Source organism: Paraburkholderia sp. NPDC080076 (assembly GCF_050281145.1).
Taxonomy (GTDB): domain Bacteria; phylum Pseudomonadota; class Gammaproteobacteria; order Burkholderiales; family Burkholderiaceae; genus Paraburkholderia.
This window is the reverse complement of the sequence record NZ_JBNNWQ010000013.1, coordinates 1-20,420: the sequence shown is the minus strand read 5'-3', so window position 1 is coordinate 20,420 and position 20,420 is coordinate 1. Positions and strand designations below refer to the sequence as shown.

Below are 20,420 nucleotides of genomic sequence, written 5' to 3'. Positions count from 1 at the left end.
GAGGAGTTTTCGTGGCAAAACCATCCGTTCCCAATCCCGGGCCTGTCTGCGTGCCCTGCCGACTCATCGCGATCGGCGCGGCCGTGCTGGTGCTCGCCGGCGGCTTCGCCTTCACGGCAGGCTGGCTGACGCCGGCGCGTCTCACCGCACCGCGCATCATCAACACATTCGAGGCCGTGGCCGGCCAGCCGCATCCCGGTTATCGGCGCAATCATGCCAAGGGCCTGTGTATCGAGGGCTATTTCGACAGCAACGGCGATGGCGCGGCGCTGTCCAGCGCGGCCGTGTTCGCGCCCGGCCGCACGCCGGTCACGGGCCGTTTCGCGGTGCCCGGGGGCAACCCGTCCGCGCCGGATACCAGTTCGCCCGTGCGCAGCCTCGCGTTGCTGTTCCAGTTGCAAAACGGCGAGCAGTGGCGCACCGGGATGAATTCGACGCCCGTTTTCGCGGTGCACACGCCCGAGCAGTTCTATCAGCAACTGGTGGCCGCCAAGCCCGACCCGGCGACCGGCAAACCGGACCCCGCCAAACTCAAAGCGTTTTACGCGGCGAATCCCGAGACCCAGCCGTTTCAGGCGTGGGTGAAGGCCCATCCGCCTTCGTCGAGTCTGGCGAATGCCGCGTACTACAGCATCAACGCATTCCGTTTTACCGACGGCACCGGCAATACGCATGCCGTGCGCTGGGCGATGGTGCCCGAGACGCCGTACGCGCCGATCACGGACGCCGAAAAAGCCGAGAAGAATTTTCTTGAGGCCGACCTCGATCAGCGCCTGCAAAACGGCCCTCTGCGCTGGCATCTGATCCTGACCGTCGCAAAGCCCGGCGACCCCACCAACGACGCCACGCTGCAATGGCCCGACGATCGTCAACAAGTCGACGCGGGCACGCTCGTGATCGATCACACGACGTCGCAGGCAAACGGCACGTGCCGCGACGTCAACTTCGATCCGACCATCCTGCCGGCCGGCATCAAGCCGTCGGACGATCCCTTGCTGGCCGCGCGCTCGGCCGCGTACGCACTATCCTACAAGCGCCGCACACGCGAGGAAGCGTTGCATCCCGCGGTTCATCAAGCCCAGACAAACGGAGACCACTCATGAGGCCGACGCGCACCCATTTCAGTCCGCTCGCGCGCCTGTTGCATTGGACGATGGCGCCCCTGATCATCGCAATGCTGTTCATCGGCGTGGGCATGGTCGCCACCGTCTCGAGCGCGCACAACACGCTGATCGCGATTCACCGGCCGCTCGGCATTGCGTTGCTGCTGCTGGTGGTGCTGCGTGCGGGCGTGCGCCTCACACGCGGCAGCCCGCCGTTGCCCGACGATATGCCCACGCCGCAGCGGTTCGCGGCGAAGGCTTCGCATCTGGTGCTCTATGTGTTGATGGCGGCAATGCCGTTGATCGGCTGGGCGATGCTGTCCGCCGCGGGTTATCCGGTCACGCTCTACGGTCCGCTGCACTTGCCGCCGATCGCGCCGCATAACGTCGAGTTGTTCGCCTTGCTGCGCGCGTTGCACACGTGGTTTGCGTTCGCCTTGTTCGCCACCGTGCTGCTGCATCTCGCGGCGGCGCTGTTTCATGGGCTGATCCGACGCGACGGCGTGTTTTCGAGCATGGCGCGCGGCGAGCGTTAGTTCTTCTTTAGCGCTTCACGCGTTCCGAGCGCGGATCGTAAGGCGCTTTCAGATGCAGCGTTGCCGGCAGCAGTTCGCCGGCGACGTCGATCGCATAGCGGCCGCTGTTCAGATAGGCGGCATCCGCTGCGCCCTCGGGATTGTTCACATAGCCCATCGCCACAGGACAGCCGAGCGTGTGGCCGAACGCCGCCGAACTCACGAAGCCCACCGGCTTACCGTCGCGCAGAATCGCTTCACCGCCCCATAGCATGCGATCCGCGGCGCCGTCGGCGGTCAGCACGACCATGCGTCTGCGTGGCGGTTCGGCGCGCAATTTCAGCAGCGCGTCGCGGCCGCGAAACGCCATGTTCTTGTCGAGCTTGCACGCGAACGACAGTCCCGCTTCGAACGGATTCGTATCCGGCGTGAGTTCGCGGCCCCATGCGCGATAACCTTTTTCGATGCGCAAAGAGTCGATTGCATAGTAGCCCGCGTTGACGAGGCCGAACGCTTTACCCGCGGCGCGCAGCGTCTCGTACACGCCGACCGCGAATTCCACCGGCACATACAGTTCCCAGCCGAGCTCGCCGACGTAGGTGAGGCGGGTGGCCCGCACCGTTGCGTAACCGAGGTCGACCTCGCGGCTCTGGCCGAACGCGAACGCTTCGTTGCTCCAATCCGCTTTCGACACGCTTTGCAGCAGTTCGCGCGAACGCGGGCCCATCACGGCGAGCACGGCATACTGGCCGGTCACGTCGACGAGCGTGCAGTGTTTGTCGTGTGGAATGGCCTTGTCGATCATGTCGAAGTCGCGCGTGGTTTGCGCGGTGCCGGTAACGAGCAGATATTGATCGTCGGCGAGGCGCGTGAGCGTGAAGTCCGATTCGTAGCCGCCGCGCTCGTTGAGCATGGCGGTGTAGACGGTGGTGCCGGTCGGCACATCCACGTCGTTGGCGACGATGCCTTGCAGCACGTTTTGCGCGTCGCGTCCCTTGACGAGAAATTTGGAGAACGACGTCATGTCGAACAGCGCGACGCCTTCGCGGCACGCGCGGTGTTCGGCGCCGCTCCAGGGCAGCCAGTTCTGCTGGCCGAATGCGTACTCGATCCTGGCCTCTTGCGGCGAGGGCGCAAAAAAGTTGGCGCGTTCCCAGCCCATCTTGCTGCCGAAACACGCGCCTTCGTCACGCAGCAGCGAATACAGCGGCGAGCGGCGAAACGGCCGCGCGCTGTCGAGTTCGCGATTCGGCCACGGCATCGCGTAGTGCAGGCCGAGCGTTTCCTTCACGCGGTCGTGCAGCCACGTGTCGTTGCCGTTGAAGCGCGCGAAGCGGCGGATGTCGACCGGCCACAGATCCATGGTCGGCTCGCCCGCCACGATCCATTCCGCGAGTGCCATGCCGGCGCCGCCCGCCGAGGCGATCCCCATCGAATTGAAACCCGCGCCGACGAAAAAGCGCCGCAGTTCGGGCGCTTCACCGAGCATGAAGTTGTTGTCCGGCGTGAACGATTCGGGACCGTTGTAGAACTGCTTCACCTGAGCTGTTTCGAGCGCGGGCACGCGCTGCAGCGCATTTTCCATCAGGATTTCGAACTGATCCCAGTCGTCCGGCAGCAGTTGAAACTCGAAATTCTCGGGGATGCCGTTCATGCCCCACGGCTTCGCATCCGGTTCGAAACCGCCCATCACGAGGCCGCCCACTTCTTCCTTGAAGTAGATGAAGCCGTCCGGGTCGCGCATCACCGGCAGGTCCGGATGCACGCCGGCAATCTGTTCCGTGACGATGTAGTAGTGCTCGGCCGAGTGCAGCGGCACAGTCACGCCGCACAAGCGTCCGACGGCCTTGGCCCACTGACCCGCGCAATTCACCACAATGTCCGCGCCGAGCGTGCCTTCCTCGCCATTCTTGTTGCGCCAGGCGAGGCCGCTGACCTCGCGCGCGCCGCTCGCTTTGCCGTCTTGCGCGGTGCGCGTGTGGATCGCCGTCACGCGGGTGTTTTCGACGATGCGCGCGCCGCGCTGGCGGGCGCCGCGGGCGAGGGCCTGGGTCAGATCGGTGGGATTCGCCTTGCCGTCGCCGGGCAGCCAGACCGCGCCGAGCAGGTCGTCGGTGCGCATGACCGGCCACAGGTCGCCGGCTTCGCGCGGGCTGATCACGTCGCAGGCCACGCCATAGGCGCGCGCGACGGCGGCGGTGCGTTTGAGCTGCGTCATCCGCTCGGACGTGCGGGCCACCGAGAGCGAGCCGCATTGCTTCCAGCCGGTGGCGAGGCCGGTGTCCGCTTCGAGTTCGGCGTACAGCGCGGTCGAATAGCGGATCAGCTTCGTCATGCTCTCCTGGGCGCGCAACTGGCCGACGAGCCCGGCCGCATGCCAGGTCGTGCCGCACGACAGTTGGCCCTGTTCGAGCAGCACCACATCGGTCCAACCCAGCTTGGTCAAGTGGTAGGCGACCGAGCAGCCGATGATCCCGCCGCCGACAATGACGACGCGAGCGTGAGTGGGAATGGATGTGGACATGTGTGGATATGCGTGGATCGGGTGCGTGTAGATTGCCGTAAAAAGACACGAAATGCAACGAATACACAGCCTTGTTCTGATTCGGGCGGCGTCATGCGGCGGTCATACGACCGTGCGCCTTCCGGAAGGGTACGACTGCTTCGGCCTTGTTTCAGAAGGAGAAAGCTCATAGTGCGCCTTAAAAATGTGGTTTTAGTTGGAAATGTGTGGCTATTCAATCCGTAAAACTGTGTCTTTTGCTAGACTGCAGTGAATCCTCCCCGCCCCATCGCCATGTTCTCCAACCAGCGCCAAGCCGAAATCCTGCGACTCGTCCGCGAGCAGCGCACCTGCACGATCACCGATCTCGCCGGGCGTTTCGCCGTCTCCGACGAGACCATCCGCCGCAACATCAAGCCGTTGATCGCGGACGGCCTGCTAATCAAGGTTCACGGCGGCATCATGCTGCCGGAGCGTCTCGACGAGCCGCCGTTCCAGCGGCGCATGACGGCGAGCCTCGAGGGCAAGCGGGCAATCGGCGCGCGGATCGGCGAACTGGTGCGGGACGGCGATTCGCTGATCCTTGAAGGCGGCACGACGTGCCTGCATATCGCACAGGCGCTCGCTGCCCGTTCGCGGCTCACGGTCGTGACCAATTCCATCGAAGTCGCGCGCGTGCTGGCGCCGCGCAACGGCAACCGGGTGTTCGTCGCGGGCGGCGAGCTGCGGCCCGACGACTGCGCCGCGGTTGGCGACAGCGTGCTGGCGTTCCTGCGCCAGTTCCACGTGCGCTACGCGATCGTCTCGGTCACCGCGATCGACATGCAGGGACGTTTCATGGACGCGCTGCCCGCCGACGTGGCGTTTTCGCTGGCGGCGTTCGCCCAGGCCGAACGGCGCGTGGTCGCGGCGGATCACGCGAAATTCGGTCACAGCGCGCTGGTGCACGCGTTCGGCGCGGACGCCGTCGATCTGCTGGTGACGGATGAAGCACCGGCGCCCGCATTGGCTCAGGTGTTCGCGGCGGCGGGGGTGGATGTGGAAGTGGGCACACAGCCAATTTCGTCCAACGCGTAAAATGGCCGGTTATCACAGGCAATCGATGCTGCACAGACACTCACCGGCCGGCGCCAGCCGCGCTCTGTCGAGCTGATTCTGTCCGCGCGCTTGCCCGAGCCGGCTTGAATAGGATTGGACGCTGATGTCGTCAGTTTTCTTTGATCGGGAACGGATTGCAGAATGGCTGGGGGACCACACCGTCGCCAAGGCGCGCTCGGTCGGCCCTATCGCCAATGTGAAATGGCACGGCGCCACGCTGAGCGGCGACGTGCAGGGCACGCGGACGCTTCCCTACAAAACGCGGGTACGGTTTCGCACCGACGGCGGTTCCCCTTGGGCGCAGAGCGACTGCACGTGTCCGGTCGGGCGCAACTGCAAGCATGTCGCCGCGCTGCTGCTCGCCGAACTCGACTATCACGACGAGATGGACCACATCACCCATGTCGAACTCGACGACGGCGATTCGGCGCGCGATCTGCCGCCGAAGCCGATGGCGCACATGGGACAGCCTTCAGGCGTGCGGCCCGAACTGGTCAGTTGGCTCGAACGTTTTCGCGCCCGCGCCGAGGCTGCGGACGCCGACGCCCAGAAGGCGAGCGCCCCGCGCACCCAGACGCTCGCATACCGGCTGAACTGGTCCAACTTCCACATGCGCCACGAGGTGGTGCTGTACCGCGCGCGCTGCAATCCGGACGGCGCGGTTGTCGAAGTGGACGAACCTTGGGGCAATGTCGAGACGGCGCTGCTCAAGCAGCCGAAATTCGTCTCCGACGAAGACCTGTCGATCCTGCGCGGCCTGTGGCTCGGCCGCTCCCGTGAGGACTTCGGCCAGTTCATCCTGCGCGGCACGAGCGGCGCGGAGATGCTGCAGAAACTGATCGCGACGGGGCGGCTCTTCGTCGACTTCAATCCCGCGCCCGGTCAAGCGGGACCAACCGCGCTCTCGCGCGGCGCCGACCGGCCCGGCCGGATCGAATGGGAGCCGCTCGCCGACGAGCGCCTGCGGCCCGTGCTGTGCACCGAGCCGCGCGCCAGCATGGTGCTGCCGACCGAGCCGGTCTGGTACGTGGACGGCGTCGCGAATGAGGCGGGCATCGTTCAGTCGTCGCTGCCGTTCCAGCAGTTGCCCGACTACCTCGCCATGCCGCCGATCTCGCTCGCCGAAGCGCCGCTGGTCGCCTCGGTGCTGCGCGAGATCGCGCCCGAGTTGCCGCTGCCGCCCACGCACGACGCGTCCGCGATTCGCGTGATCGACGTCGAGCCCGTGCCGGTGCTCTCGCTCAACAGTCATGCGCTGCCGTCGTCGGCGAGCAAGGCGGGGCTGCGTCAATCCGGAGCGGTCGAGTTGGCCGGCGTGAGTTTCGATTACGACGGCGTGAGCATCAACGTGGACAGCAGCGTGACGCTCGTGCCGATGCCGGGCGGCGATGTGATTCATATCCGCCGCCGCTACGAGGCCGAGAAAAAACGTCTGCTCGAACTGCGCAAGACGGGTTTGCAGAAGGTGCCGACCAGCCGGGTCTACGCATCGCGCCTGCTGCCCGACACCATGCTCGGCCTGCCCGATGCCGAAGCGTGGTCCGCGTTCGTCAACGACGCCGTGCCCGACCTCGTGAGCAAAGGCTGGCGCGTGACGATGGCGCCGGAGTTCCGCTACAACGTCATCGAGATCGACGCGATCGAAGGCACCGCGCATCAGGCCGGCGACGGCTGGTTCGATCTGGAGATGGGCATCCGCATCGGCGAGCGCAACGTGCGGCTCGAACCGCTGCTCGCCGACCTGTTCCGGCGCGACCGGCGCTGGCTGAGCGGCGCGCTCGAAAGCATCGCCGACGACGAACCGATCGAGCTGAAGACCGAGGAGAACAAGCGTCTGCGCTTGCGCGCCAACCGTCTGAAGCCGGTGGTGCGTGTACTCGTCGATCTGTTCGACGCGCTCGGCGGCTCGCTCGCGGAGGGTGCGCCGCTGCGCGTGGCATCCGTCGACGCCGGTCGACTGGAAGCGTTGAACGGCACGGGCCGCTGGCAATTTCGCGGCGAAGATTCGATCCGGCAACTCGCGCAGCGTCTGCAAGCCGGGCCGGGTTTGCGCGAGGTGCCGGTGCCGCGCGGCCTGAAGGCCGAACTGCGGACCTATCAGCACCAAGGCCTGAACTGGATGCAGTTTTTGCGCGAGCAGAACCTCGCCGGCGTGCTCGCCGACGACATGGGTCTGGGCAAGACCGTGCAGACGCTCGCGCATATCCTCGCGGAAAAAGAAGCGGGGCGTCTGACGCGGCCGGCGCTGATCGTCGTGCCGACCACGCTCGTGCACAACTGGCGCGAAGAAGCGCGTCGCTTCGCACCCGAACTCAAGGTGCTGGTGCTCAACGGTCCGCAGCGCAAGGAGCGCTTCGAACAGATCGCCGGGCACGAACTGATTCTGACCACGTACGCGCTGCTATGGCGCGATCAGAAGGTGCTCGCCGAGCATGACTATCACTTGCTGATTCTCGACGAAGCGCAGTACGTGAAGAACGCCACCACCAAAGCCGCGCAGGCGATTCGCGGGCTGCGCGCGTCGCATCGGCTGTGTCTGACGGGTACGCCGCTGGAGAATCATCTCGGCGAGCTGTGGTCGCAATTCGATTTTCTGTTGCCGGGCTTTCTCGGCAGCCAGAAAGACTTCACCAAACGCTGGCGCAATCCGATCGAGAAGAATGGCGACGGCGTGCGCCGCGCGTTGCTGGCGCGCCGCATCCGGCCGTTCATGCTGCGCCGTCGCAAGGACGAGGTCGCCAAGGAACTGCCGGCCAAGACCACGATCCTGTGCTCGGTGGACCTGGAAGGCGCGCAGCGCGATCTCTACGAAACCGTGCGCACGGCGATGCAGGAGAAAGTGCGCGCCGCCGTCAGCGCGCAAGGTCTCGCGCGCAGCCACATCATCGTGCTCGATGCCTTGCTGAAGCTGCGCCAGGTGTGCTGCGATCCGCGACTCGTCCGGACCCTCAAGGCGGCCGGCGAGGCCGGTGAGGCAGGCGAGAAACGCGACAGAACGGACCGGGTCGAGAAGGGTGCACGCGCCATGCGTTCGGCCAAGCTCGACCTGCTCCTGTCGATGCTGCCGGAACTGATCGAGGAAGGGCGCCGCGTGCTGCTGTTCTCGCAGTTCACGGGCATGTTGGCGCTGATTGCTGAAGCGCTCGAAGAAGCCGCGATTCCCTATGTGATTCTCACCGGTGACACGACAGACCGCGTCACGCCGGTCGAACGTTTTCAGCAGGGCGAGGTGCCGCTGTTCCTGATCAGCCTCAAGGCGGGCGGTGTCGGCCTGAACCTGACCGCTGCCGACACGGTGATCCACTACGACCCGTGGTGGAATCCGGCGGCAGAGAATCAGGCAACCGATCGCGCGCATCGGCTCGGGCAGGACAAGCCCGTGTTCGTCTACAAGCTGATTGCGGCGGGCAGCATCGAGGAAAAGATCGTGGAGTTGCAGGAGCAGAAGGCCGGGCTTGCGGACAGCATTCTTTCCGAAGACGCCGCCGGCGCCGCCAAGTTCTCGGACGACGATCTCGACGCGCTGTTCGCGCCGATGCCTGAGATCGAAGGCGGCCGGTAAGAACCGGCGTTCCAGAAAATCCATCTCGAAACGTCCGGCGCGCATGCCGCGCCGCGCGACGTTGCGCCCGTTCGCGGGCGCTCAAATATCTCCAGATTTGATGGTGCCGTGAGCGAAAGCGTGACAAGTGGTCAAGGAACGTCCTGTTCCCGACGATGCCGTCAACGCTTTGTCCTGACACTCGTTGAACACGCGGCCGTGAAGCGGTCAGTCAACGCAGTTCGTTAAGGAAATACCATCCATGAAGAAGCACATTTTCGCCGTTACCGTCGCGGGTCTGTTCTCGATCGGCGCATTCGCCCAGGCATCCACGCCGGTCGACGCATCGTCGCAAGCAGGCGTGGCTACGCAGGAAGCCTCGGCGCCGGCTGCGAAGCATCACCACAAGAAGAAGCATCACAAGCACGCGCATCGCCATCAGGCTGCGTCGGCTGCTAGCGGCGCGCAAGCCGCTGCGTCGAATGACGGCGCGGCGCCAATCAAGCCGTAAGCATCGGCCGACGATGCGAGGATGCGGGCCGATGCAGGTCGTCGGCCCGTCCTTCATCGCTGTTGGAATCGCAAGGCGTGAGGCGAAGATCAGCGGCAAATCGATGCGAGCTGCAATCACGCATCGCTTGCACGCGCGCCGCTTGTTGCCCGTTGGACCACGCGACGAACCACGGATGCCGATGCTTTGCGAGAACCGTCACGCGCGCCACCGAATGAATAGCCGGCCGCCATAGCACCGCGCGCCGACACCACACCGCATGCCTGCAGTCGCGGCAGTCGCGGCTAGCCACCCACGTGATTTACCCGGATCTCCCCGATGAAAATCTGTTCGTCCCGCTTTGCCAAATCGGGCTTTTCCATGCTATTCGCGCTGTTGCTGGCCGCGTCGTTGGCGGGCTGCGCGCTGGCCAGGCCGCGAGCACAGCCGGCCGCTCCGGTCTATGCCGTTGACGTGCCGGCGCACGTGTCCGCACCTGCGCCTTTGCCTACGCCCGCATCCATTTCGCAAGTCCCTGCCGGTTTCTACCGCGTCAATCCCGGCGACACGCAGATCGGCGTTTCCAAGGCGTTCGGTCGCGAGGCTTCAGCGCTCGCGCAGTGGAACCGCTTGTCGCCCGCTGACGGCCTGCGTGTCGGCCAGGTGCTGCGCGTCGCGCCGCCGCTGGGTGCCGGTGCCTCGCCCGCAGCCAGCGCGCCATCGAACTCACTTGCGCAAGCGCGCGCGCTCTTCGCGGATAGCCCGAGCGAGGCTACGTCCACAAAGGCACGACTCGCGTGGCCGGTGAGTGGCCCCGTGACCGCGCCGTTCGTGTCGGGCAAGACGAAGGGGATCGTGATGCGCGGGCGCGTCGGCGAACCGGTGCGGGCGGCATCGGGCGGCCGCGTGGTTTATGCGGGAGGCCGGATCGCGGCGTACGGCAAGCTGATCATCATCAAGCACGACGCGCATGTGTTGACCGCATACGGCAACAACCGCGCGTTGCTCGTCAAGGAAGGCACGGACGTCAAGGCAGGCGAGGCGATCGCAGAAATGGGCGCGGACGACAAAGGCCAGGCATCGCTGCGCTTCGAAGTGCGCGCGGACGGCAAACCGGTCGATCCGCTCAAGTATCTCCCGAAACGCCAGTAACGCGGCGCGTTCGCGGCCTCGCCGCTCATCTGACCTTGACCTTGACCTCGAGCGCGACGCGGAGCCTGCCGCATGCAGTGCGCCGCGCGACGTGATGCTTATGAATTTCTATCTACATTGCTTTGGCACGGGCCGGCGCGCGTCGACAGTCTTGCTGCTCGGCGCGTTGCTCATGCTTGCCGGATGTGCGCAGCCCGGCGTCGGTCGCGAATCGCTCAGTGGCGGCGCTGCCGCCGCACGCAACGGTCAACGTGCAACAAAACCACATGCGGCACGAACCGGCGACATCGACACATCGCGCGCATCGGACACTGGGAGCGAGGAATCGTCACCTGGTCCTTTGGCGAACGACGATGCTGCATCGACCACGCCCGTCTGCGCGTGCGGCAAGACTTTCCGGCAAACGGGCATAGCAACGTGGTACGGCAAGCGGTTCCACGGACGCCGCACCGCGAGTGGCGAGCGCTACGACATGCACGCGCTCACCGCGGCGCATCGCACTCTGCCGTTGGGCGCCTGCGTGCGAGTGACGGCGCTCGGCGGCGCGCGCTCGGTGATCGTTCGCATCAACGATCGCGGCCCGTTCGTGCGCGGACGGATCATCGATCTTTCGTATGCCGCCGCGCAGGCGCTTGGCGTCGGTTCGGCGGGCAACGCGCAGGTGACGCTGGAACGCGTCGTTGCGGCACGCCGCTGCATGGAAACCGGCGCCTGATACTGATCGTGATTACGAGAGAAGGGAACCCCGAACCTGTGGCCAATTGATTAAAGGCCGTCGTCGTATTGCGACCAGCGCGTCGACTGTAACAAAACCTCTGCGTATGTAAATTATCAGTTGCGGGCGCTTCAATTCATACGATTTTCAGCGCAGATGGCGCAACGTTTTTATGCGGCCGCCGTTTACGTCCGACGTAATAACTACCTGGCCGCCAGTTACAAAAGTAGTTCTTTCATCTTGAGGTCAATTTTCTGACCGGCTAATTTGTGTTCACTCGTGCGGCTAGACCCCCGCGAGCGTGTGATGTTTTGAGCGGCGTCGGCCTCCGGATTGAGACGACGCCGCATTTTTTTGTCTGGATCGCGAGCCTGGTGGATTAGCAATCTTTCAACAATCGTGCAGCGCCCTTTTTGAGCAACGATGCGCGAGATAACGCACTGAATCAGATACGTGTACTGGCTAAAACAACGCCCGGAAGCGTACGTCGGAAATGGTTGCTCCGTCACCTTTGATTTGCGGCTTCTCCGCCAATCTGTTCTTTGACGACTCTTGCCATTAGCTGCACGCGTTCTGTTTCAAGCAGAGACTTTGCATCGATGCGTCCAAACAGATCTAAGAGAGGGGCCGCCAGCCCCGTCCATCCGGTCTGGTGGCTGGCGCCAAGGCCCGCGCCGTTGTCACCGTGGAAGTACTCGTAGAACAGGATCAGGTCGCGCCAGTGCGGATCGTGCTGAAATTTCGCCGATCCGCCATAGACCGGCCTTTGTCCATGCTCATCTCGCAGGAACGTGCCGGTGAGCCGCCGAACAATCTCCTGGGCCACCTCGAACAGTGTCATCTGTGGCCCGGTACCCGTGGGACATTGAACCTTGAACTCGTCGCCGTAAAAGCTGTACAGATTCACCAGCGCCCGAACGATGAGCATATTGACCGGCATCCAGACCGGACCGCGCCAGTTGGAATTGCCTCCGAACATGCCGGTATTCGATTCGGCGGGCAGGTACTTTACTTTGTATTCCTGCCCACCGACATTGAGAACGAACGGATGCTCCAGGTGATAGCGCGAGAGCGAACGAATGCCGTGCGGCCCAAGAAATTCGTTCTCGTCGAGAAGATACCCAAGCACACGCTCGAGTTTCTTTTTATTGAGGATAGACAACAGACGCCTTTCCTTATAGCCGATGAAACCCGCTTCCGTCGGGGCAATCTGGGCAATCAATTCGGGGTGACGTGTTCGAAACTGAGCCATCAGTTCCATCAGCTTCGGATAGCGAGTGGCGGAATCCGCTTCGAACACCGTCGACGCGCACAGCGGCAACAGTCCTACCATCGACCTCACTTTCAAGCGGGTCGCCTGGCCGTCAGGGAGGCGCAGTAGATCATAGAAAAAGCCGTCTTCCTCGTCCCACATCTCGTCGTGATGTTCGCCGCGGCGGTCCATCGCATAGGCAATCCACATAAAATGCCGGACAAACTTGAAGGCGATCTCTTCGTAGATGGGATCGTACTCGGACAGGATGATGGCCATCTCCAGCATGTTCTGGCAATAAAACGCCATCCACGCCGTGCCGTCCGCCTGCTCCAGCACTCCACCGGTCGGAAGCTGCGCGCTGCGGTCGAAGACACCGATGTTGTCGAGACCGAGAAAGCCGCCGGCGAAGACGTTGCGTCCGCTGGGGTCCTTGCGATTGACCCACCAGTTGAAATTGAGCATCAAACCCTGAAACGATCGCTCGAGGAACCGCGGATCAGCCCGGCCCAGCTGTTTCTCGTATTTGTATAGCCAGAGTGTCGCGGCGGCGTGCACCGGCGGGTTCACGTCGCTGAAGTTCCACTCGTAAGCCGGAATTTGCCCGCTCGGGTGGAAGTACAGGCTTCGCAGCATCAGCAGCAGTTGCTCCTTGGCGAAATCGAAATCCACCAGCGCCAGCGAGATAGTGTGGAAGGCCAGGTCCCAGGCCGCGTACCAAGGATATTCCCACTTGTCCGGCATGGAGATCACGTCGGCGTTCAGCATGTGGAACCAGTCTGTGTTGCGCACATCGCGACGGGCGGTCTCGAGCAAAGGATGGCTCTTGTGCTCACGCAGCCACTTGTCCAGATCGAAGTAGTAATACTGCTTGCTCCATAACATGCCTGCCAGCGCCTGGCGGTGCACTCGGCGTTGATCGTCTGTCAGCGATTTTGGTGCAATCCGCTGGTAAAACTCATCGGCGTCGGCGATCCGGCTCTCGACTATCCCGTCGAAACCGTCGAAGGGCTCGTTCATTCTGGTTGCCGTCAACCGTAGGCGGATCGTCCTGCTTTCCCCACCAGCCAACTCGACGATATAGTGAGCGGCGGCCTTCGTTCCCGTCTTTGCTGGACTTACCGCATCGGTCTGCTTCGAGATAATGTAGTTGTGAAAAGCATCCTTGACGTAAGGAGATGCGTTGGGCTCGCCCCACAGATGCTGCGCATTACTCTCGTTCTCGGTAAACAACGACTCCGGATCACCCTCGCAATAGAGCCAGTACTGGCCCAGTTCATGATGGGTTCCGCAAATCGTACCCGCTCCATCTTCACACAGCGACGGCTTGCGGTCATCGTCTCCCCAGGACCAGGTATTGCGGAACCATAGCGTTGGCAATACTCTTAACGGTACGCGCTCCGGCCCGCGGTTGTGCACCGAAATCCGGACAAGGATGTCGTCAGGATCTGCCTTGGCGTATTCGACGAATACATCGAAATACCGGTCATCGTCGAAGACACCGGTATCGAGCAACTCGTACTCAAACTCTTCCCGTGAACGCTTCCCGTTGGTCTCGACCAGGTCCCGGTAGGGATACTCCCGCTGCGGGTACTTGTAGAGGTACTTCATGTAGGAGTGGGTGGGCGTGCTGTCGAGGTAGAAGTAATACTCCTTGACGTCCTCTCCATGGTTGCCCTCGCCATTCGTGAGGCCGAAGAGGCGCTCCTTCAGAATCGGGTCGCGCTCGTTCCATAGCGCCAATGCAAAGCACAGCCGTTGCTGGTCGTCGCACAGTCCGCCGAGTCCGTCCTCTCCCCACTTGTAGGCGCGTGAGCGCGCCTCGTCATGAGTGAAGTAATTCCAGGCGTCGCCGTTATCGCTATAGTCCTCTCTGACCGTTCCCCACTGCCTCTCACTTAGATAAGGCCCCCACTTTTTCCACGGGATTTGTGCTTCGCGCGCTTCGTTCAAACGTACTTGCTCCGTCACATCCACAACTTGCGCGGCCATGGCTTTTCCTCCGCTACGGGTGAACGAATCCGGCTCGACATCCCAAGCGGATCAGGGCGTTTCAGGCGAACGTACGGCATGCCGGCCAGCGCCAGTCTCGTTGACCCCGACGATTGCGTTCGAACTCGATCTAAAGGCTTGCGGAACGCTGATCGTCGAGGCTTTCCATACTTAACCGGATTGGTGTCGCTTGAATGACACGGGCCTGTGAACTGAATGACACAGGCGTCTCGCTACCATGAAAAAAACGGTCGCGATGCCGTTCATCCGAATGGTCGTTGAATCCATTTAGATTCCTAAATGATCAACCATGAGGTGGGTACGGACAATAAGACTTTGGTCGCACGGTTTATCGAATATTTCAGTTCCCTTCCATCGAGAAGCGGCAGCATTTCCGAAGTGGGACGAGGCGATCAAAAAAGCGGATCGACCAGGAAGGACGACGTCTCGCTGCAACGCAGAATTGCGGATTGGCAGGCCGTACGAGCCGTCCCGCAGGATCTGTTTCCTGGGGCTGTGCGCAACGCTGCGGACTGTGGCAGCCAACTGATCCTTACATTTTTGCCGGGCCAGTATGGGACCAAAGGCTCATTGTCACTGAACAATCCCGTGTCCGATAATGAAGTGTGAGAGGCCCGCGAGGCAAAAAGATCACGCGGTTCGGAATTACGTTTCCATACAGGTGACTGACGTCCGTCGTGCTGGCGGTCGAAGTCATGGTTTTCACCTGGCGGAGCGAATTTGGCCGGTCGGCCCACCGTCGCCCCGCAACCCGTCCAGTTCGAGGTTCCCGTGAAGAAAATCATTGCAACGTTCCTGCTGTGCACCGGCGTGCTTGCCACGACGAGTTGGGCACAGACTGCTAGTGGGCCCGCGGCGAACGCGGCACCAGGCGGCAATTCGGATGAGATCGTGAAGATGCATCAGCAGGTTGCCGCAGCCAACAGAGCGTATGACCGGAAAGTCAGCGCAGCGAAAAAAGTCTACAACGAGCAGAAGGCGGCTGCGGCAAAGGTCCGCGACGAAGCCATTGCTGCGGCCCATAGCGGCGTGGATCAATAGACCAGTTCGGTTGCCGCTCAGCGACCCGTCATCTATCCATCGAAGGGGAAAAGTCCACAGCTTCGAAAAATAACACTACCCCGTGCCAGGCATGGGCGATGCAAACGACCGATGTTCGCGCGGTTGTGGGTTGGAGGGAGTAGCCATGAATCGGTGGAGTGAAAGACTGTCGCAAGTGGTCTGCATATGGTTTGTCGCTGTCGTGATGATGGGTTCGAATGGTGTGAGCGCCCAGAATCCACCGCAGCAGCCGACCTTCAAGCCAGAGGAGATCGAGGCGCTGGTTGCACCAATCGCACTCTATCCCGACTCTCTTTTATCTCAGGTACTGATGGCCTCCACCTATCCACTGGAGATCGTGCATGCCGCGCGCTGGGTCAAGTCCAATCCGAACATCAAAGGTGACGCCGCAGTGAAGGCGGTAGAGGGGCAGCCTTGGGATGTCAGCGTGAAATCGCTGGTCGCGTTTCCGCAGGTACTCGAGCCGATGAACGACAAGCTCGACTGGACCCAGAAACTGGGCGACGCCTTCCTCGCGCAGGAAAGCGACGTGCTCGCTGCGGTACAGCGACTGCGCTCGCGCGCTGAGAAATCGGGCAACCTGAAGTCCAATGAGCAACAGAAGGTGATCTCGGAGCCTGCGCCGGCGGGTGGGCAAGCCGCGCAGACCATCGTGCGCATCGAGCCGGCGAACCCGGAGGTGATCTACGTGCCGGCCTACAACCCGACCGTTGTGTACGGCGCATGGAGCTATCCGACCTATCCTCCGTACTACTGGCCACCGTCACCGGCTTACTATCCCGGCGCCGCACTCGCCACTGGATTTGCCTGGGGCGTCGGCCTTGCCGCGGCGGGAGCAATCTTCGGCAACTGCAACTGGGGTGGTGGAGACGTCAATATCAACGTCAACAAGGCCGCCAATATCGATCGCAATTTTGATCGCACCAAAGTTCAGGGCGGCGGCAAGTGGCAGCATGATGCCAGCCATCGTCAGGGCGTCGCCTACCGTGATAACGCGTCCCGCGAGAAGTTCGCCAATAATGTCTCCGGCGCCGACGCGCGCGGTGACTTCCGTGGCCGCACTGGTGACGCAGGCGACCGGGCCGGCGCCGGCAACCGCGCGGGCGGCGCGAACAATGCCGGCGTAGGCGACCGCGCAGGTGGCGCGAACAACGCCGGCGTGGGCAACCGCGCAGGTGGCGCGAACAACGCCGGCGTAGGCGACCGCGCTGGTGGCGCGAACAACGCCGGCGTGGGCGACCGCGCTGGTGGCGCGAACAACACCGGCATGGGCGACCGCGCTGGTGGAGGGACGACTGGAGGCTTCGGCAATCGTGCTGACGGCGCGAATACTGCCGGTGCCGGCAATCGCGCGGCAGTGTCCGATCGGGCCAGTGCCGGAGCCGGCCGCGACAGTGCCTTCCAGGGTGTGGGCGGCGGTGGCGCCTCACAGCGAGACTTCAACCGGGGCCAGGCCAGCGCGCGGTCTTCGGGCTTCAATAGATCGGGCGGCGGGGGCGGGATGCGCTCGGGTGGTGGCGGACGTGGCAGACGCTAGGGAGGCACGAGCATGAAGTCATTACTACGATTTCCTGCGGCTCGGCTCGCCGCGATCGGCGGTTCAGTCGTGGTTGCGCTGGCACTCTGCTTCGGGGCGCCTCCTGCTGCATACGCGCAGACGGACTTCAAGTCGCCGGAAGAGGCGATGACGGCGTTCGGCCACGCTGTTGCCAATAACGACGAGGCAAGTTTAAGGGCTTTGCTGGGCGTCGACTTTCGGGAACTCATCCCTCCGGTCGGCGCCGAGATCCGAAGCCGCTTTCTGAAGGCCTGGGACACGTCGCATGCGATTCAGGCGACGAACAGCGAACGTGCCGACATCCTGGTGGGCAATGATGGCTGGACTCTGCCCATCCCCATCGTGAAATCGGCCAAAGGCTGGCATTTCGACACGCGCGCCGGAGTCGAGGAAATGCGCTTGCGCCGCATTGGCCGAAACGAGCTTGCCGTCATCCAGACAATGCTGGCGGTCTACGATGCGCAGCGCGAATACGCCGAGACGGACCATGACGGCAGTGGCGTGCTCGCCTACGCGAAGAAGCTGTCGAGCTCGCCCGGCAAGCAGGACGGCCTGTACTGGCCAACCGGCCCCGATGACAAGCCAAGTCCGCTTGGGGCCGCCTTCGTGACGGCGGGCGCGCGCACCGGGCAGGCAGGCTATTACGGCTACCACTACAAGCTGCTCACGTCGCAGGGCCCTCACGCCCCTGGCGGGGCGTACGACTATGTTGCCAAGGGCAAGCTCTTTGGCGGCTTCGCCGTCGTTGCCTGGCCTGTTCGCTACGGGGATACCGGCATCAAGAGCTTCATGGTCAGTCACGACGGGCAGGTCTACGAGCGTGATCTTGGCCCCGACAGCGCGAAGAAAGCGGCGGCGATGCAGTCATTCGACCCCGGCCCCGGGTGGGCGCAGGTGGCACATTGATGCGCCTTCTTCTACTCGCGGCTGCCTGCGGCGTGCTCGTCGCGCTATCGGGATGCCCTTACTACGCGGTCCCCGCCGGCACGGTGGTGATGACGCCAGCCAGTTACGATCGCTCGTTTGCCGCCGCGGCAGGCGCCATGCGCGACGAAGGACTGGCCGTTACCGTACAGGATCCGGCGAACGGCACCGTCGTTGGAAATTTCGGCAGCGTCATCGTGACGGCCGGCGTGCGCCAGCAGGCCGATGGGAGCGTACAGGTGCGGTTCGACTCCAGTGACGCACGCGACCCGACTTTGCTTCAGCGCATCTCGCGCAGCTACGACCGTCGTATGGGACGATGAGCGAGGCCAGGGGTAGGGGGCCAAGCACGCGACGTGCGGTCAATCTAACGTGTCGCTTTGCCGATTTGGATGGGTGGTGTTAATCGTGAGCCTGGTCGGTTTGATACCTGGCAACCGCCATGTCCATATTGAAAAACATTCTGTCGTTCCCGAGCGTCTCTCCCAGCGGACAGCGCCGCACCATCGCGAGCACGTCGGGATTGAGACCGACGAGCCAGAGCACGACTCCCTGCTCCTCACGAATTTTCCTTTCCGCATCGGTTAGCATCTTCAATGCCGTGTATTCGAAGTCGAATACAGCAGAGAGATCGAGCACCAACACTTTCGGTCTGGGCTCGGCAATGAGCAGCCTCAGCTTCTCTCCGACGCGCATGGCATTGGCAAAAAAAATGCGTCCCTGCAGCCTCAGCATCAGTAGGCCGGGGAAGGTCTCGTCGGCGGGGTTGTCGGTCGAGCGCGGACGGAAGACGTTCGTGCCGGGCTTCCTGCCCAGCACATAAACCGGCGGGTCCGACATCTGATGAGCGAGCGCGGCCAGCGACACGATGATCGCGACGACAATCCCTTCGAGCGTGCCGACCACGGCCACGCCGACCAGCGCGACCAGCGCCCAGATGAACTCCGTGCGACGTACCTTGAGGATCTCCCGGAATTCGGCCGGCTTGATCAGTCCGATCGAATAGACGATGACCACTGCTGCCAGTGTCGCCTCCGGCATCAACCCGATGAGCGGTGCCAGAACGAGCATTGTGCCGAGCGCGGCTAGCGAGGCGACCAGTCCGGAAAGTTGGGATCGCCCACCCGAGAGCCGGTTCACCGCGGTCTGCGTCGTCCCGCCGCCAGCGGCCATGGCGCCGAAGAAAGCGCCGCCTAGGTTTGCCAGTCCCGTCGACAGCAATTCCCTGTTCGGCTGTGGAGTCGGCTCGCCGCTTTGCGCAAACGCCCGTCCTGCCGCGATGGATTCGGTAAAGCTCATGAGTGCTATGCCCAGCGCAGGGGGCCAAAGCATCGTCACCATTTGCAGATCCGGCGGCGTAAAGGGAGGCAGTCCCGTGGGGACGTGGCCGACCGTCGCCACACCATACGCCGGCAAGGCGAACAGTTTCACGGCGGCAATGCCGGCCGCCACCGCGACCAGGGGTGCGGGCGCACGGGGGAGGAAGCGCTCCATGGCGACCAGCAGAACGATCATGCCCGCGCCGACGGCCACTGTTGCCCAGGACGTTTGCGGGATCTCATGAACGATGGCGAGCAGGTTGTGAAACAGCGCGCCTTTCTGAAAATGGATGCCGAGTAGCTTCGGCACCTGGTCCACGACGATGACAATTCCGATGCCGGCCTTGAAGCCGATGAGCACCGGTTCGGAAATAAAATTCGCGATGAAGCCCAACCGCAGCAGTCTCGCTACGATAAGAATCGCCCCAACCAGGCATGTCAGCGTCGCCGAAGCCGTCAGCAGGCTGGCCGGATCATTCGCGGACGCCACACTGCCGAATGCCGCCGCGACCAGGATTGCGATCGTGGTCGTCGTACTCACGCTGAGGACACGCGAAGATCCCAGCAAAGCGTAGATCAACATGGGAACGAAGGCGGTGTATAGCCCGACCTGAACAGGAAGGCCGGCAATGGTCGCATACGCCAGTGCCTTCGGGATCACCACCGCGGCTAGCGTCAGGCCGGCAATGATGTCGGGCCTCAGCCACGCTGCCCTGTAGTCGGCAATCCATTCCGGGAAGGGCAGGCGGACGCTGCCGGTCGACCGCCGTAGTTGAGGGCCATTTCGCTTTTCCCGGCGGGACGGCTGTTCCTGTTTCATGGCAACGATGGCCTTCGTCTACAGTGAGCTCCCGAGGTCAGAATCGCTCAGCGATGTACTTGAACGGATAGTGCGGTTCCTCATAGCCTTCGGCTTTTTGCCGCTTGGGAAGCGTCACTTTCCTGCGGGGCATCGCCGTGTAGGGAATCCGGTGAAGCACATCGCTGATGACGTTGAGCCGCGCGCGACGTTTGTCATTCGAATTCGCCACGTACCACGGAGCGATCTCGGTGTCCGAGGCCTCGAACATTGCATCGCGCGCACGCGAGTAGTCATACCACCGGCTATAGGATTTCAGGTCCATATCCGTGAGCTTCCACACCTTGCGCCCGTCGTGGATGCGTGCTTCAAGACG

General features: G+C 63.0%; 15 protein-coding genes and 1 pseudogene. 12 read left to right on the top strand and 4 right to left on the bottom strand.

Going from position 1 to position 20,420, the window contains the following annotated elements; genetic code table 11:
• Positions 1-11: 11 nt before the first annotated feature.
• A complete protein-coding gene (locus ACQKRQ_RS35890) occupies positions 12-1,103 on the top strand; it encodes a catalase family peroxidase (RefSeq protein WP_427482354.1) in 1,092 nt (363 codons plus the stop codon).
• Positions 1,100-1,639 (top strand): cytochrome b, encoded by a 540-nt coding sequence (locus ACQKRQ_RS35885; protein ID WP_132383065.1) that lies wholly within the window; start codon positions 1,100-1,102, stop codon positions 1,637-1,639. The genes ACQKRQ_RS35890 and ACQKRQ_RS35885 overlap by 4 nt, the downstream gene beginning before the upstream one ends.
• A 7-nt stretch (positions 1,640-1,646) precedes the next feature.
• Here ACQKRQ_RS35885 and ACQKRQ_RS35880 read toward each other — a convergent pair whose 3' ends face one another.
• Positions 1,647-4,142 carry a GcvT family protein gene (locus tag ACQKRQ_RS35880; RefSeq protein WP_427482352.1) on the bottom strand — a complete coding sequence of 832 codons (2,496 nt, stop codon included), beginning with the start codon at positions 4,140-4,142 and terminating at the stop codon, positions 1,647-1,649.
• Positions 4,143-4,415: 273 nt separating this feature from the next.
• On the opposite strand from ACQKRQ_RS35880, the gene ACQKRQ_RS35875 reads away from it, so the two are divergent.
• From ACQKRQ_RS35875 to ACQKRQ_RS35855, 5 genes are all read left to right on the top strand, one after another.
• Positions 4,416-5,198, top strand: coding sequence for a DeoR/GlpR family DNA-binding transcription regulator (locus tag ACQKRQ_RS35875; RefSeq protein WP_132383069.1), 783 nt, complete (start codon positions 4,416-4,418; stop codon positions 5,196-5,198).
• 124 nt (positions 5,199-5,322) lie between these two features.
• A complete protein-coding gene (locus ACQKRQ_RS35870) occupies positions 5,323-8,781 on the top strand; it encodes a DEAD/DEAH box helicase (protein ID WP_132383071.1) in 3,459 nt (1,152 codons plus the stop codon).
• Between the two features lie 241 nt (positions 8,782-9,022).
• Complete coding sequence (locus ACQKRQ_RS35865) at positions 9,023-9,271, top strand: hypothetical protein (RefSeq protein ID WP_132383073.1); 249 nt, start codon at positions 9,023-9,025, stop codon at positions 9,269-9,271.
• Positions 9,272-9,589: 318 nt separating this feature from the next.
• The gene (locus ACQKRQ_RS35860; RefSeq protein WP_427482349.1) at positions 9,590-10,402 is read left to right on the top strand and encodes a peptidoglycan DD-metalloendopeptidase family protein; all 813 of its coding nucleotides are present in this window, start codon (positions 9,590-9,592) and stop codon (positions 10,400-10,402) included.
• 100 nt (positions 10,403-10,502) lie between these two features.
• A complete protein-coding gene (locus ACQKRQ_RS35855; protein ID WP_427482347.1) occupies positions 10,503-11,117 on the top strand; it encodes a septal ring lytic transglycosylase RlpA family protein in 615 nt (204 codons plus the stop codon).
• 505 nt (positions 11,118-11,622) lie between these two features.
• Here ACQKRQ_RS35855 and ACQKRQ_RS35850 read toward each other — a convergent pair.
• Entirely contained in the window at positions 11,623-14,361 is a 2,739-nt protein-coding gene (locus tag ACQKRQ_RS35850; protein ID WP_427482345.1) for an MGH1-like glycoside hydrolase domain-containing protein, read from the bottom strand.
• Positions 14,362-14,661: 300 nt separating this feature from the next.
• On the opposite strand from ACQKRQ_RS35850, the gene ACQKRQ_RS35845 reads away from it, so the two are divergent.
• From ACQKRQ_RS35845 to ACQKRQ_RS35825, 5 genes are all read left to right on the top strand, one after another.
• A complete protein-coding gene (locus tag ACQKRQ_RS35845) occupies positions 14,662-14,991 on the top strand; it encodes a hypothetical protein (protein ID WP_427482343.1) in 330 nt (109 codons plus the stop codon).
• A gap of 162 nt (positions 14,992-15,153) precedes the next feature.
• Positions 15,154-15,423, top strand: a complete 270-nt coding sequence (locus ACQKRQ_RS35840; protein ID WP_427482342.1) for a hypothetical protein — start codon at positions 15,154-15,156, stop codon at positions 15,421-15,423.
• Positions 15,424-15,568: 145 nt separating this feature from the next.
• Entirely contained in the window at positions 15,569-16,981 is a 1,413-nt protein-coding gene (locus tag ACQKRQ_RS35835; protein ID WP_427482555.1) for a DUF3300 domain-containing protein, read from the top strand.
• Between the two features lie 12 nt (positions 16,982-16,993).
• Complete coding sequence (locus ACQKRQ_RS35830; RefSeq protein WP_427482340.1) at positions 16,994-17,908, top strand: DUF2950 domain-containing protein; 915 nt, start codon at positions 16,994-16,996, stop codon at positions 17,906-17,908.
• Positions 17,908-18,249: a hypothetical protein gene (locus tag ACQKRQ_RS35825; RefSeq protein WP_427482339.1), complete on the top strand. Its 342-nt coding sequence runs from the start codon at positions 17,908-17,910 to the stop codon at positions 18,247-18,249. The genes ACQKRQ_RS35830 and ACQKRQ_RS35825 overlap by 1 nt, the downstream gene beginning before the upstream one ends.
• A gap of 79 nt (positions 18,250-18,328) precedes the next feature.
• Here ACQKRQ_RS35825 and ACQKRQ_RS35820 read toward each other — a convergent pair whose 3' ends face one another.
• Entirely contained in the window at positions 18,329-20,065 is a 1,737-nt protein-coding gene (locus tag ACQKRQ_RS35820) for a SulP family inorganic anion transporter (RefSeq protein ID WP_427482337.1), read from the bottom strand.
• 37 nt (positions 20,066-20,102) lie between these two features.
• Positions 20,103-20,420 (bottom strand): annotated as a pseudogene (locus tag ACQKRQ_RS35815) (polyphosphate kinase 2); the annotation flags it as partial.

Bases quoted from the DNA above. Each gene is read 5' to 3' on its own strand.
- ACQKRQ_RS35885 (WP_132383065.1), top strand. From the start codon at position 1,100: ATGAGGCCGACGCGCACCCATTTCAGTCCGCTCGCGCGCCTGTTGCAT.
- ACQKRQ_RS35880 (WP_427482352.1), bottom strand. From the start codon at position 4,142: ATGTCCACATCCATTCCCACTCACGCTCGCGTCGTCATTGTCGGCGGC.
- ACQKRQ_RS35875 (WP_132383069.1), top strand. From the start codon at position 4,416: ATGTTCTCCAACCAGCGCCAAGCCGAAATCCTGCGACTCGTCCGCGAG.
- ACQKRQ_RS35870 (WP_132383071.1), top strand. From the start codon at position 5,323: ATGTCGTCAGTTTTCTTTGATCGGGAACGGATTGCAGAATGGCTGGGG.
- ACQKRQ_RS35865 (WP_132383073.1), top strand. From the start codon at position 9,023: ATGAAGAAGCACATTTTCGCCGTTACCGTCGCGGGTCTGTTCTCGATC.
- ACQKRQ_RS35860 (WP_427482349.1), top strand. From the start codon at position 9,590: ATGAAAATCTGTTCGTCCCGCTTTGCCAAATCGGGCTTTTCCATGCTA.
- ACQKRQ_RS35855 (WP_427482347.1), top strand. From the start codon at position 10,503: ATGAATTTCTATCTACATTGCTTTGGCACGGGCCGGCGCGCGTCGACA.
- ACQKRQ_RS35850 (WP_427482345.1), bottom strand. From the start codon at position 14,361: ATGGCCGCGCAAGTTGTGGATGTGACGGAGCAAGTACGTTTGAACGAA.
- ACQKRQ_RS35845 (WP_427482343.1), top strand. From the start codon at position 14,662: ATGATCAACCATGAGGTGGGTACGGACAATAAGACTTTGGTCGCACGG.
- ACQKRQ_RS35835 (WP_427482555.1), top strand. From the start codon at position 15,569: ATGAATCGGTGGAGTGAAAGACTGTCGCAAGTGGTCTGCATATGGTTT.
- ACQKRQ_RS35830 (WP_427482340.1), top strand. From the start codon at position 16,994: ATGAAGTCATTACTACGATTTCCTGCGGCTCGGCTCGCCGCGATCGGC.
- ACQKRQ_RS35825 (WP_427482339.1), top strand. From the start codon at position 17,908: ATGCGCCTTCTTCTACTCGCGGCTGCCTGCGGCGTGCTCGTCGCGCTA.
- ACQKRQ_RS35820 (WP_427482337.1), bottom strand. From the start codon at position 20,065: ATGAAACAGGAACAGCCGTCCCGCCGGGAAAAGCGAAATGGCCCTCAA.